At 45.4% G+C, this 13744-nt stretch carries 13 protein-coding genes; 8 read left to right on the top strand and 5 right to left on the bottom strand.

Features of this window, described 5'->3' with window-relative positions; all coding sequences use genetic code 11:
- Positions 1 to 337: 337 nt before the first annotated feature.
- The 4 genes from RIB93_RS24290 to RIB93_RS24275 all read left to right on the top strand — a co-directional run bounded on the left by RIB93_RS24290 (position 338) and on the right by RIB93_RS24275 (position 3877).
- Positions 338 to 571: a hypothetical protein gene (locus tag RIB93_RS24290; RefSeq protein ID WP_446376480.1), complete on the top strand. Its 234-nt coding sequence runs from the start codon at positions 338 to 340 to the stop codon at positions 569 to 571.
- A gap of 193 nt (positions 572 to 764) precedes the next feature.
- The gene (locus RIB93_RS24285; RefSeq protein WP_446376478.1) at positions 765 to 1514 is read left to right on the top strand and encodes a TauD/TfdA family dioxygenase; all 750 of its coding nucleotides are present in this window, start codon (positions 765 to 767) and stop codon (positions 1512 to 1514) included.
- Between the two features lie 132 nt (positions 1515 to 1646).
- On the top strand, positions 1647 to 2921 hold the full coding sequence (gene ectB / locus RIB93_RS24280; protein WP_446376476.1) for a diaminobutyrate--2-oxoglutarate transaminase: 1275 nt from the start codon (positions 1647 to 1649) through the stop codon (positions 2919 to 2921).
- Complete coding sequence (locus RIB93_RS24275) at positions 2918 to 3877, top strand: glutamate cyclase domain-containing protein (RefSeq protein WP_446376474.1); 960 nt, start codon at positions 2918 to 2920, stop codon at positions 3875 to 3877. Before ectB (RIB93_RS24280) ends, RIB93_RS24275 begins: the two co-directional genes overlap by 4 nt.
- Here RIB93_RS24275 and ectB (RIB93_RS24270) read toward each other — a convergent pair.
- Positions 3869 to 5122 carry a diaminobutyrate--2-oxoglutarate transaminase gene (gene ectB, locus RIB93_RS24270; RefSeq protein ID WP_446376472.1) on the bottom strand — a complete coding sequence of 418 codons (1254 nt, stop codon included), beginning with the start codon at positions 5120 to 5122 and terminating at the stop codon, positions 3869 to 3871. The two genes, RIB93_RS24275 and ectB (RIB93_RS24270), sit on opposite strands and share 9 nt — an antisense overlap.
- Positions 5123 to 5283: 161 nt before the next feature.
- On the opposite strand from ectB (RIB93_RS24270), the gene RIB93_RS24265 reads away from it, so the two are divergent.
- Positions 5284 to 6096 (top strand): class I SAM-dependent methyltransferase, encoded by an 813-nt coding sequence (locus RIB93_RS24265; RefSeq protein ID WP_446376470.1) that lies wholly within the window; start codon positions 5284 to 5286, stop codon positions 6094 to 6096.
- Between the two features lie 199 nt (positions 6097 to 6295).
- Here the strand turns inward: RIB93_RS24265 and RIB93_RS24260 are convergent, their stop codons facing one another.
- The 3 genes from RIB93_RS24260 to RIB93_RS24250 form a co-directional block, all read right to left on the bottom strand.
- The gene (locus tag RIB93_RS24260) at positions 6296 to 6862 is read right to left on the bottom strand and encodes a Uma2 family endonuclease (protein ID WP_446376468.1); all 567 of its coding nucleotides are present in this window, start codon (positions 6860 to 6862) and stop codon (positions 6296 to 6298) included.
- 174 nt (positions 6863 to 7036) lie between these two features.
- Positions 7037 to 7831, bottom strand: coding sequence for a hypothetical protein (locus RIB93_RS24255; protein WP_446376466.1), 795 nt, complete (start codon positions 7829 to 7831; stop codon positions 7037 to 7039).
- 40 nt (positions 7832 to 7871) lie between these two features.
- On the bottom strand, positions 7872 to 8045 hold the full coding sequence (locus RIB93_RS24250; protein WP_446376464.1) for a hypothetical protein: 174 nt from the start codon (positions 8043 to 8045) through the stop codon (positions 7872 to 7874).
- A gap of 86 nt (positions 8046 to 8131) precedes the next feature.
- Between RIB93_RS24250 and argB the strand changes: the two genes are divergently transcribed.
- Entirely contained in the window at positions 8132 to 9031 is a 900-nt protein-coding gene (argB, locus tag RIB93_RS24245; RefSeq protein WP_446376462.1) for an acetylglutamate kinase, read from the top strand.
- 117 nt (positions 9032 to 9148) lie between these two features.
- Here the strand turns inward: argB and RIB93_RS24240 are convergent, their stop codons facing one another.
- Positions 9149 to 9484 (bottom strand): hypothetical protein, encoded by a 336-nt coding sequence (locus tag RIB93_RS24240; protein ID WP_446376460.1) that lies wholly within the window; start codon positions 9482 to 9484, stop codon positions 9149 to 9151.
- A gap of 388 nt (positions 9485 to 9872) precedes the next feature.
- Between RIB93_RS24240 and RIB93_RS24235 the strand changes: the two genes are divergently transcribed.
- Both RIB93_RS24235 and RIB93_RS24230 read left to right on the top strand, forming a co-directional pair.
- Entirely contained in the window at positions 9873 to 10721 is an 849-nt protein-coding gene (locus RIB93_RS24235) for a hypothetical protein (RefSeq protein WP_446376458.1), read from the top strand.
- 863 nt (positions 10722 to 11584) lie between these two features.
- Positions 11585 to 13636: a DICT sensory domain-containing protein gene (locus tag RIB93_RS24230; RefSeq protein ID WP_446376456.1), complete on the top strand. Its 2052-nt coding sequence runs from the start codon at positions 11585 to 11587 to the stop codon at positions 13634 to 13636.
- Positions 13637 to 13744: the final 108 nt, after the last annotated feature.

The following is a 13744-nucleotide window of genomic DNA, read 5'->3' as shown; positions in this document are numbered from 1 at the left end:
CAGTTCTGATGGGTAGGAAGAGTGTCTAGAACAATAAACCCTTCATAACATTGGCGAAGTGAACCACTCGCAAGAGATGAACTTCATCTAGTTCAAACCAATGACAAAAGTGCTAGTAGTTAACAAAGATAGTAGACCATTTGGTACAACTCAGGTGCGATGTCAACCTCTTAATTTAGAGCAAACACGAAGAAATAGACGTTCTATCCAACCCTATTTATGGAGAAAAGGAATTTGTGAACAACTTACATCCTGACTCGCATTCATCTACGCTTGATTCAAAGAATACAAGACGTAGATGAATGCGAGATCCGGCTAAAGAAGAAGGGAGATTTGCATGAGCATTACGGTTACTGGCAAAATCGAACACAAGGATATTGGCGTCGGGACTTGGGCATTGGTTGCCGATGCTGGAGAAACCTATGAACTTCAGGATGTCCCCGATGAGTTACAGCAACCTAACTTGAATGTGAAGGTACAAGGAGAGGTGCGAGAGGATGTCATGACGATGGCTATGATTGGTCCAGTCCTACAAGTGCAGTCCTTTGAGGTGATATCGCAATCGCCATAGCGGTTAGGACGAATCTTATGGTAGAGACGTTCCGGCGGAACGTCTCTACTTGTATATCAACCTTTACGTGGATCTAAAAACTGAGTTTATTTTGATTTTTTGTAACAAAATATTAATATTTTGTTTGGTCTAGTTTCCTGTCTCTGTATAATGCTGTTGGTGAATATAAACAGTTAAATAGGATACAGAATTTATGGTGACGGGTTTGCCAAAAGATTTAGTGGATTGCTCAGAAACTTCAATTTCAAAGTTGCAGCAAGTTCTCCAGCAAAATAGCTTTATCTATGTAGAAACAGAAAACCCCAGTTTTAACTGGATAGAATGGGCTAAATTGGTCACAGGTGAGGCGTTAAAACGGCAATACGGGCAAGAGATATTCCACGTCAAATGGGAATCTAAATTTGTGAACTTGTCCGACGCCCGAGGTCAACGGGTTTTGCTGCCTCACCTCGAAGCCAGCGATTATCAAAACCCACCGAAATATCTAGCGCTTTGGTGCAAGAAGCCGGCGAATTGTGGTGGTGGCATGACCACGTTAGCTTATGTAGAAGGATTTGTCAAGACGCTTACCGAAGCAGAAAAGAAAAAACTCATGGAGACGCGGCACTATTTTGGTGCCTCTGGAGGCGTCCATGCCAACCGCACCGAAGGTGCCATTCATCCCATCTTATCATTTTCGGGGAACAAGCCTATTTTACGGTTTTCTTGCAACTATATTAAATACGGTGACTACAGCCCCGATCCAGAGAACCTCAAGCCCTTTACTCCCGATCCATTTTTGGCAGAAATTACCGACCGATTTATCGACTATTACGAGCAAAATCACCTAGCGATTCGCATGGCACAATACTCCTGTTTGCTTTGGGATAACGAATGTATGGCACATGCCAGAACCACCTATAGTGATGCAACCAGAGAACTAGAACGTATTTTCTTAGGCTAATCCTCCACTGGTTTTTTCGGGGGGAGAATTGCCTTGTATTTTGGGATAATCACTTCACGGGTAAAGTCAGACAACTCTAGGCAAAGCTTAAGAACGCTGGCAAAACGTATAGGAAAGACTGAGACTAATCGGATGAGAATCTTCAATGAATTGGAATCCAATGTGCGAAGCTATAGCCGTTTATTCCCCACGGTGTTTAAGAAGGCACAAGGCGCTATTTTAGAAGATAAACAAGGATTTAAGTATATTGACTTCCTCTGTGGAGTGGGTACGCTAAACTATGGACATAACAACCCCCAACTCAAAGAACGACTAATCCGTTATATCGAGTCTGATGGTATAATTCATGGTCTGGATTTAGCAACGGTGGCGAAAGAGGAATTTCTCGAAACCTTTGCCGCCATTATTCTTGAACCTAGGCAATTAAATTATAAAGTTCAGTTTCCAGGACCAACAGGAACCAATGCAGTAGAGGCAGCGCTGAAACTGGCTCGCAAGATAACAGGGCGAGAAAATGTAATTGCCTTTTCTAATGGCTATCATGGCGTAACCCTGGGTTCCTTAGCCACAACTGCCAAAGCTTCTCAGCGAGCAGCGGCAGGAATATCAACCACAGGTGTTACCTTTATTCCCTATGATGGGTACTTGGGTGAGGCTATTGATACAACAGAGTACCTCGACAAAGTCCTTTCCGATGTAGGCAGTGGGGTAACACTTCCCGCTGCGGTGATTGTCGAAACCATTCAGGGAGCAGGTGGGGTGAATGTGGCAAGATTTGAGTGGTTGCGATCGCTCGAAAACGTTTGTCGTAAATATGATGTCATCTTAATTGTGGACGATATCCAAGTCGGATGTGGACGAACCGGTTCCTTTTTCAGTTTTGAAGACATCGGTATTTCACCTGATATTGTTACCCTCTCCAAATCCTTAAGTGGTTTCGGGTTGCCGTTTTCATTGGTACTGATTAAACCCGAATTCGATCAGTGGAAACCAGGACAACATAGTGGTACATTTAGAGGACCAAACCTCGCCTTTGTCACCGCTAAAGCTGCCTTGGATATCTATTGGCAAGACGACAGTTTATCTGCCACCGTCAAAGAAAAAGGCGCCCGAATGCAATCCCGGTTGGAGGCAATTGCCAAAAATAACAGATCAAAAGGTTTTTCTGTCAGAGGACGAGGTATGATCCAGGGGTTAGACTGCCAAGATGGCAACCTAGCTGATCAAATCCTCCGGACAGCCTTTGCCAAAGGGCTAATCATGGAAAATGCTGGTGCCCAGGGGCAGGTGATTCGCTGTCTCCCACCTTTAACCGTTTCGGACGAGATATTGGAGAAGGGGCTAAATCTCCTGGAAAAAGTCGTCAACGAAGTTGTCCAAGAGGAGCATATAAATAAATGCCGATGAGTGCTGTCATTGACAATTCTCCAGAAGTCCTAACTCGGATAGAACAAATTGAAACCATCTGTGGACGGGATGTCGGTAATAGGATAGAGCCACTTGTCCATGCTACCAAGGGGGGGTTACTGGCTGCGGCTTGCTCCATCGCCGAACATCCATCCCCCCATGTGGCGATTATCACAGGTTTTTTTGTTCCTCACGGAACTCCTCCAGCAGCAGAAACAGATGGACCCATCGGTTGCGCTCACCTAGCTGCGGGACTTCAAAGAGTTGGGGTTCCGGTGCGTTTGGTTACCGATCCCTTATGTTTAAATGCTGTCAAGGTTGCTGCTTGGGCAGCAGGAGTATCGACTGACGTTGCTTGTGATGTCGTTCCTATGGATGCTGCCAGTGCCGAAGATCCCTCTGTTTCCTCTATTCTCAAATGCTGGCAAAGTGCCGAACCCCCGGTTTCCCATGTTATTGCCATTGACAGAGCAGGTCCTAGTTACGATGGTTCTATCCATAATATCAGGGGAGATGATATCACTGATTGTACAGCCCCTTTGCAACTACTGTTTGCTCATCCTAAAGTAATCTCCATCGGAATTGCGGATCTTGGCAATGAACTCGGCATGGGCAAGCTTTCTAGAGATCTAATTGCCAAAACCGTCAAGCATGGAGAACGAATTGCCTGTAGTATTCCTTGCCATCACCTAATCGTTTGCGGAGTATGCAATTGGGGAGCAATGGGATTACTTACCGCTCTGGCTTTGCTGCGAGTTGACTGGAAATCTCGGTTAACTGAGGGATTCACGTTAGAGATGGATAAACATATTTTGATAACTCTTGTCAATGAAGGACCAGCAGTAGATGGCGATACGGCAGTTCAAGCTTTTACCATTGAGACTTTTCCCTGGGAATTTCATGGCAACGTATTGACAGAACTTTTAGCCGCCGCCGGTTTGAGCGAGTCAGTTTGAGAGCGCCGCCGCGATACTTTTATCCAAAATATCTAGCCCCTGGTTCAACGTATCAAAATCAATCGTTAGTGTAGACTGAAGATTAATCACTTCTTTGTCCACACCCATTGGTTCAAAGATTAAACCCCGTTGGAACGCTTCATGACTAACTTTTTTCGCTAATCCAGGTAGCTTGCAGGCGATTCCTTGAATCAAACCCAGTCCTCGATGTGCGCCGCCGATTTCAGGATAATCAGCAATCATCTCTTGGAGTCGCTGCTTCATGAGTTCACCTTTTTCAACGATTTCCTGGGAAAAAGCATCGGTTTTCCAGTAGGCTTCCAAAGCCGCCGTGGCGGTAACAAAGGCGAGATTATTGCCTCGGAATGTGCCGCTATGTTCTCCAGGTTGCCAGCCGTCTAAATCTGGTCGAATCAACACCACAGCCATCGGATTTCCATAAGCACTTAAGGATTTAGCCAGACAAACCAGATCCGGTTTTAACCCAGCTCGCTCAAAGCTAAAGAACGGACCGGTTCGACCACACCCAACTTTGATATCATCAACAATAAGCAAAATTCCTTGCTCTTGAGTAATCTGGGCAAGGCGCTTGAGCCAAGGCACACTCGCCACATTAATTCCGCCTTCAGATTGCACGGTTTCTAGGATAACGGCGGCGGGTTTTTCCTGATTTCGGCTCAAGTCATCGATCAGTTTTTCCAACTGATTAAGACTATCGTCTTTGCTGCCAGATTGCTCCTCGAAGGGAACCGTTAACACATTACCAAGGGGAATCCCTGCGGCTTTTTGATAGACTGGATTCGGGGTTACTGCTAGAGCGCCTAAGGTATGACCGTGGTATCCTTTCGTGAAACAGATAACGGTTTTTCGACCTGTCACTTTACGGGCAAGCTTCAACGCGGCTTCGGCTGAATTGGTTCCCGTAGGACCGGTAAACATAACTTTATAGTTGAGTCCTCGCGGTATTAAGATTATCTCCTCGAAACATTCGAGAAACCTCCCCTTTGCAGCGGTGAACATATCAAGGCTATGAGTTATGGCATCTGACTCAATGTATTCTAGGAGGGGCTTTTTGAGTTTGGGATTATTATGCCCATAGTTGAGAGCACCAGCACCTGCCAAGAAGTCTATGTAGGTGCGCCCGTTCTCATCGATTAAATGATCTCCCACTGCCTTGGTAAAGACGGTGGGAAATAATCGACAGTAGCTGCGGACTTCCGACTCAATTCTTGTAAAAATGCTCATGTTCTTAACCTTTTGCTAGTATCTTCAAACCATGGAATAGCGATCGCATTGGATTCACTTAAGTTTATAAAATGTAATGTCTACTTAACGAGTCCCAGAATCCAGAATACATTGTATGCTTTTTAGGGTAAATAGCCTAAATTAAATCAGCATAGGAAACCATGACACCAAGTCGATTTACAGAATCTGACACCGAGGCGTTGTTTGATGATCAGGAACGAGACAAACGTTTCCGTAACTTCTGGAACCCAGAAGGGAGTCTCCACTGGGGCTATTTCAACAACTTAGCCGAGGCTCAGGCTGAGGACTTTGTACCCGCCTGCAAGCGCTGGGATGAATATATGTTGGAACAAAGCGGTATTACTGCCGAGTCTCGGGTGCTAGAAGTTGCTTGTGGAAATGGCAACGCAGCTATCTGGCTGGCTCAACAGACAGGATGTGAGGTCGTCGGTATCGATCTCAGTGGCAATTATATCGACAATGCTCGACGCAAGGCTAGTAATTTTCCGTCTCTGCGCCTGAACTTCCAAAAGAAATCAGCCACTAATCTGCCTTTTCCAGATGGTTCCTTTACCCATGCCTGGAGTCAAGGCGCTCTGTACCACATCCCTGAACTAAAGAAGGCTCTGGCGGAGGCTTACCGTGTTCTCAAAGAAGGAGGTATTTTCTTGTTTGATGATTTGGTCACGCCAGTCAAGGAAGTCAGCGCGGCTACCCGCAAATACGTTTATGAGCGACTGCTGTTTGAGCCGACATTTAGCCGCGAATCCTATGCCGAAAACCTCACTGAGCTAGGATTTAACGTGTTGCAGGTCAAGGATTTAAGTGAACATTTGGAAAAGAGCTACAAATTGGTGTCCGAGCTGGCTCAGGAGCAATATCCAGATTTGAGCGCTGCTTTTCAGAAAACCCAAGAGGCAATCGCCGCAGGTGAATTAGGCTGGTGCTTCTACCTCTGTGAAAAGCCAGGTTAGCCAGCCGCCAGAAAATCAAGACATCTAAGACTTTCTTTAACTCTTATGAATTATGAATTAGAAACCTTACTTTTTAATCCATAATTCATAGGTTTTTTCTACAACTAAAGTGTGAACTTTTATTGCCCAGACTTCTTCAATAAGTCTGGGATCTAAAAAAGACCTGAGTTCTATGTAGAAAATCAAAATTGAGCGATCGCTAAAAATCCCACTCTTCAAACAGTTCAGCAACCGACATGGAAAAGCCAGGAACGATCGCGTCACCCTCTAGCGCGTCTTGAGGACGAAGTAAGCGATCGGGTTCGGGCGAATTATAAACCAGAACATATTTTTCATCGGGATGAATCACCCAAACTAAGCGAGTATCGTTGTCAAAATATTCCACAATCTTGTCGTGGATTTCTTCAACGGTGTTGTTGGGAGAAAGAATTTCCACCGCCAGATCAGGAGAACCTTGAAAGAACCCACGAGGGGGACGCTTTAAACCCTTGAGCCGTTCTTTAGAGACAAAAGAGACGTCAGGCGATCGCTTGTTGCCGTTCTTTAAGGTAAACGCTGTACTAGAATCACAAACCGTTCCCAATTTGTGTTGCCGAACATAGATTGCCAGAAGCCCCCCCAGAAATGAGCCAATTCCGCCATGCTCCATCCCTGAATTGCCCATATTCACAAGCTCCCCGTTTACTAACTCATAACAATGCCCATCTTTGGACAGTGCCATAAATTCCTCATCTGTCCAAACTTTTTTCTCAGTGGAGATTGTCATAGCCCAAGCTTCCTCTCGATTTTCCGGAATCGCTACTTCTAGTGTGACACGTTACATGACGGGGAAAAAGGATACATCATTTAGGTAGAGACGTTCCGCCGGAACGTCTCTACAACAGTTCTTTTGTCCTAATAGATGTGTCTACTGCTATAACCAATACTACCAGATTAACTATTATTGAGCAGAGGGATAGATGGATTTAGCAATGAATACAGGCTTATTCTCGTATTCGGCTTCTAGTTGGCGTTTGACATCCAAATCCCAGGTTAAATCATAATCCCGCTCAAATTCAGCCGCGATAAAGGAACGCACCTCACCCGTCACGACAACATCTTCCCCTTCAACCATGGTTCTCTCCGGTGCGACTAAGGTGAAGACTAACAAATCACCGCCACCAGCTAACTGATCTTCATCAAGGGTAAAGGTATTGTTACTCATAATTTCTTCCACTTCACCCTCTACAGCCACGGTTTGATTGTAGAATTGGCTAGGATCTTCGGTAATTTCTCCGGGTTTGGGTGCAAGTGCCAGTGATTCAGCGACAATCGCAGGCTGTTGTTCGTAGTCGGTATCGAATTGGAAGTCTAAGTCGAATTCTTCCTCAAACTCTACCATATTAAACTGACGCACTTCACCGGTGACTTGGACTTCAACATCGTCCTCTTCTGGCAGCATAAAGGGTTCACCGGAGGTATTGACCACGATAATTTCATCACCAAAAAGCTCATCCTCTGAGAGGGTAAAGGTGACATTATCCAGAACCTCTCTCACTTCGCCTCTGATGCTCACGCTTTGACCGAATAGTTGTTCGGTGTTCTCCTCGACTTCCTCAGCCGTTACGTTTTCTTCCTCTTGTCCTGCGGTGACAACGTCTTGTGTGGTGTCGGCGCAGGAGGGAAGTAGCACCGCCATCAGCGCTAAGGCGATCGCACTGGCAGGTAAGCTTTTACGATAGTGTTTAATAAACATGTATGAATGTCCTCTCTCAATAGTTAGCAAATCTTAGAAGTTAACGCTTCCACCCTTTATTCAAAGACAATCTAGCCGCGATCGCATCCTTCTCAGGAGTAGCAATCAACTCTATCCCATGGAGGATTTTGGCGTGGAGGATTTTGGCGAAGATGGGAGATGGGGAAGCAGGGGAAGCAGGGGAAGCAGGGGAAGCAATGTAGAGACGTGCCATGGCACGTCTGGAAGCAGGGGGAGATTTTTGATAAAAAAATGATCTAAACTGCTTGGGATATCTTATTGGTCTTCCAGTTCCTGTCGATGGTACAAGAAAACGATCACGATTTAATCCGGGAAGCCGAAGCAACCCGTGTGCAGATACTCAGTGAAGCCCTACCTTACATCCAGCAGTTTGCAGGACGAACGGTTGTGGTTAAGTATGGGGGGGCGGCGATGAAGGATAGCAACCTCAAAGATAAAGTGATTCGGGATGTTGTCTTCTTATCCTGTGTCGGCGTTCGTCCCGTTGTGGTTCATGGTGGCGGTCCAGAAATTAATAGCTGGTTGGATAAGCTGGGGATTGAACCGCAGTTTAAGGATGGGTTGCGGGTAACGGATGCACCCACGATGGATGTTGTGGAGATGGTACTCGTGGGTCGAGTTAATAAAGAGTTAGTCTCTCTGATTAACCGGGCTGGGGGTTTAGCCGTGGGACTTTGCGGTAAAGACGGAAATTTAATCAAAGCTCGTCCAGAAGGGCGCGAGGGGATTGGCTTTGTCGGAGAAGTCAGCAGTGTTGATACTAAATTGGTGGACTCCTTGGTCAAAAGTGGCTACATCCCAGTTGTGTCAAGTGTTTCAGCCGATGAGACAGGTCAAGCCTATAATATCAACGCCGATACCGTGGCTGGCGAAATTGCTGCCGCTTTGGGGGCGGAAAAGTTAATTCTGCTCACTGATACTCCGGGGATTTTGCAGGATTACAAAGATCCTTCCACTCTCATGGCTAAGCTGGATATTCAACAAGCACGAGAGTTAATGGTATCGGGCGTTGTTGCTGGCGGTATGATACCTAAGGTTAACTGTTGTGTGCGATCGCTGGCTCAGGGGGTACGGGCGGCTCATATTATTGATGGTCGAATCCCCCACGCTCTACTTTTAGAAATTTTTACCAATAAAGGAATTGGTTCTATGATTGTGGCATCTGAATTTACCACTTAGCGCTTGCTGAATAAGTGTTGCGGTGAGGGGAGGGAACAGGAAACGGGGAATATAGAACAGTAGTGCGAGCGTCTCGCTCGCTATTTTGTATGGATTTTTGGCTCTATCGAGGTGGCTCTACTTACTTCTGTTTAATAATCCCGTCAATGGAGTGGAGTTTTTCTGGGAACGCTTCCTCGCTCTAGCATCTCGACGCTGTTTCGCCAAGGTTAATCCACTTAACTTGACGGGGGCTTCCTCTGGCTCATCTTGGGGTTCAGAGGGTGCTTCCTTTGGTTCATCTTTACTATTCCACCAAGCCACAACCCAGCCGCTAGCAATTCCCCCAACAGCGCCCACCACAATACTGAAGGGAACTGAGTATCCGAGTAAAACCAGACATAGCAAAAACACTAACCATACTCTTAGCGCTACAGGGAACCCTTCGGAGAAACCTGGCAACAGTTTATTCATTCCTTTGTCCTTTGTCTGTCCTTTGTCATTTGTCCTTTGTCATTTGTCCTTTGTCAAGGGGTAAGTTTTAAATATTGTGTGAAGATAAAATCTATGGGGCTTGATAAGTTTATCTTATAAATATGATGGTTTGTTTGGTTAAGATAGTTAAGTTTATTTAAACAATATAAACTTTTTTTACAAATATTGGCATAGTTTCATCAATGTAGATGAAGTGACAGGTGTCATCTCTCATCTATGTAAATTTGTGCTTAATACTCATTTAAATCAATAATGACTTCATTCATTGCTCTATGTAAAGTGTTTGTGAATATGACCAAAAACTAGAGAGTTAAACTCTAAATTTATGTATCCTGAACATTAAGAAGCTGATTATACCATTACTACCATGAATAAACTATTAATAACAATAACTTTATCAATATCTATCCTTATAGAAGCTTTAGCAGGAACTTCAGCAGGTGCATTAACCCTAAGAAGTTGGAACAGCGCTAATCAGCGTGGTGGTGACTTATTTAATGACGGAAAGGGTGCATTGCTATACGGTGCATTTAGATCAAGTATTCTGGAGCGTTCACATACTATTCTTCCAGGAGTATCAACCCTAACCGAGGCAAATCTTGCTGACGTTGATATATTCTTTCACGGAACATCCTCAACGATTCTGACACCCACTGAAAGTACTGTGCTGAGAAATTTTGTCAAAACGGGTGGTTTTGTGATTGTTGAATCTGATTCAAGTCCTTCTGAACAGAATTCGGCTAATTCGGTACTGAAATCACTAGGGATCGGTTCACGATATGCAGGTATTGTCGGTGGTGTCAATTCTCCTACAGGTGGCACGTTTAAAAATACAGTTTCTCCAACTACTGTCGGCGCATTAGGCGACCTAAGAGGTCAAACATTTGGTACATCCTTAGCCACTGATATTGACCCAATGGTAACCGATATTACTCCCACTGGAGGGATGCTGATTGGTACAAATGGATCAATCAGGTCGATGGTGGAATTTCAGCCTTTTGCCAATAGTGGTCAAGTCTTGGCTGTTGGTGACGCCTACGGTTTTAATCTTTTCCAGAGTTCAGAGAATTCTTTTTTTAACCCTAACAATCAAAAAGCTTATATGAATTTCATTGAGTCTAAAAAATTTAAAACTCCTATTCCTGAAACATCACCGCTATTGGGTTTATTGACATTAGGTACTTGTGCTATCGGAACTAAACTAAGTAAAAAATGATTAAACTCCAGACTATTAAATAAGTTTTGTTTTTAATGTCCAGCAACCTGGAAACAATTTGACATAATAAATATAGATTTAGGTTGATAAAAATATTACTTTTATCTATTTCTGGTTAAGGTTTGCCGGATTCTCATTCTTTTAGTCCTCCGATTAATCAACCAAGCCAGACGAATACGATTCTCTAAGGAGGTTGGTGGAAATAAACTCAACCTTATGAAGTTATCTTAACAAGCCTCAAACCCTTGCAACGGACTTAGCTTGCTTCTCAAGGATAGCGAGTATGACAAATGACAAATGACGAATGATGAATGACAAATGACGAATGACGAATGACGAATGACGAATGACGAATGACGAATGACGAATGACGATCTCCACCGCTAACTTTAATTGTGTCCACCTACTTATCACTCAGCGAAAGTAACTCCACCACAAAATCAGGGTAAAAAGAAATTTATTTTGTTTCTCAGTAGTTAAAGCATTCTAGCGTTCCAGTTTTACCAAGGAACCCTCAGCGTTACCAGCATCCTAAAATCGGCTTTGAGGTTTCAAATTGCTCTACATCGGGTTCGAGACATTCGCTCACCTGGACATTTCCCCGGAGTCTAGAGAGGAATTTTCTCGGATTCGCTAGGTGGAAGTTACCTTCTTTTTTGTACGATAGGTTGATAGGACAAGTTATCAACTCGATTATGACCCACAGCGGTTCTTTGCCGAATCGCGTTGCTGAATGGCATCCCCTATACCTGCCGATTGCTCTCGAGCAATTGGGGATTATGGCAAATAAAAATCATAAAAAAGGGGATTTGTCAAGGGTTTGTTGCCAAGCTCAAGCTAAACACTGCTTATCGCTTATTTGAATGATCATCAAAACTTCGGTGCTGGCTCACTTACTCCAAGCCATGCCCCACCTGAGGCAACAAGTATATTTCAAAGCGTCGTTGACCGCACTCTCCCATGCGATGGAAGATCAGGTCTTAGCTGGTTCGGAGCAGCCGTTGGTTATCGCCTGTTTTCAGCGAGAACGCTTCTATCGTCAGGAAGCCCATCGCTATCGGCGCATTGCCCAACGGACACCTCATGTCTATGTCTTAGCCGCACCAGAAACGGATTTCAAGAATAGCTCAGATCACCACGAAACCGTGGCATTTGATCCGGGCGATGCCCTAAGTCACGAGTGGCATTTAGTGGTGATTGGTTCTCACTATGCCAACTGTCTGATCTGTCGAGAAAAACGTTCGTCTGTGTCCAATAGCGCCAATGGGGAGATGGATACGTCTCGGCGTTTTGAGGGAATTTGGACATTTGACCGGACGGTTAGTGCCAAAGCCGCCGAGTTGCTTCTGGATCGCATTGCCACCTATCGACCTGAGTTAGCGGATAAAATCGAACAGGCAAAAGCTGAGTATATCAGTTCTGGCTCAACTCAACCCTCAAATCTGAATCCGGAAGACTCACCCAATCCCGATCCGTTTGTGCAACGGCTAGTGACTTACTTACAAGCGGGTCAGTATAAACTGCTGAAAGCCTATAGCTCGATCGCGGCTCAAGAACAACGCGAGCGTTTGGTGAATTCGATTAGCACAGCGATTCGGCGATCGCTCGATCCCCATGAAGTTATGGAAATCGCGGTGCAAGAGTTAGGGCGAGCCATGGGTTCTTGTCGTTGTCTCATTTACCGCTGTAAAGCCACGGATACTCAAGCCACGATTACCCATGAGTACCTGGAAACCCGAGGGCGCGATCGCACGCTCCTTTGCTCCACCCTAGGTAGCCCTTGGCCCCTAAAAGACAATACTCTGTTTCAAGCCATTGTCGAACAGCAAGAGTCCATTTCCGTAGAAGATACCCAACATGATCCTCGGCTGAACCAGACATCCAGCAAAAGGGCTAATTCCCCGTCCTCTAAGTTAAAGGAATTGGTGCAAACCTTTGGCATGCGATCGTGGCTCATGGTTCCTGTACTCTATCAGGGTCGGTTATTGGGTATGGTTGAGTTACACCACTGCGGCGAAACCCCTTATCGGTGGAAGGATGAAGAACTTGCCCTCGTCGAAGCGATCGCAACTCAAGTGGGTGTCGCCTTAATCCAAGCTGAAGCTTATGCGAATTTGCAAGATTTGAACCAACAACTCGCCGCCCTTGACCGGACTCGTAGTAACTTAGTGGCAATCACGGGTCATGAACTCCGCACTCCCCTGTCCACGATTCAGGTTTGCCTAGAAAGTCTCGCCAGCGAACCGGATATGTCGCCAGAATTGCGTCAGGTGATGCTGAATACCGCCCTTGACGACGCTGAACGCCTGCGAAAACTGGTGCAAGACTTTCTCACCCTCTCGCGCCTGGAAAGTGGTCGTGTGGAATGGAATGTAGAAGCCATTTCTCTACAAGAGTGCATTGAGTTAGCCCTCAGCCGGATTAATGTCCATTGGTCAGAGGATCGGCGACCGAACATTATCGCTCACGTTCCCACAGATCTGCCTTTAGTCCAAGCCGATGGTGAGTGGCTGGTAGAAACCCTTGCCAAACTCCTAGACAACGCCTGCAAATTTACCTCCTCCCAAGGAGAAATTACTATTGGGATTCAAACCAATGGTAATTCGATGTTAAAAGTGACTGTCGCCGATACCGGGCGAGGGATTGAACCGAATCGCCTAGAGGATGTCTTTGATCGCTTTTATCAAGAAGAAGGGGCGCTGCGACGGACTACAGGTGGCACAGGCTTGGGTTTAGCAATTTGCCGTCAAATTGTCAATGGGTGGGGCGGTAAAATTTGGGCAGACTCGGCGGGTAAAGACCAAGGTTGTCAGTTTCACTTTACGGTGCCAATGATTGCGCCGACATCAGAATCAAAGCAACCTAAAGGGAAGGGAAAAGGTAGTCGTAAGGGGTCAGGAGTTAAGCGAAAGTGAATTGAGGATTACCCGGTCAGATCAAGTCCAGTGGTATGAATTATATTTTTTTAACGCAGAGTACGCAGAGGATACCGCTCCAGGTAGCAGAGGAATTGAGCGGACTTG

The organism is Coleofasciculus sp. D1-CHI-01, assembly GCF_040218875.1.
In the GTDB taxonomy this organism is placed as follows: domain Bacteria; phylum Cyanobacteriota; class Cyanobacteriia; order Cyanobacteriales; family Coleofasciculaceae; genus Coleofasciculus.
Note: the sequence above shows the minus strand (reverse complement) of the source record. Positions and strands in the feature narration are given on the sequence as shown.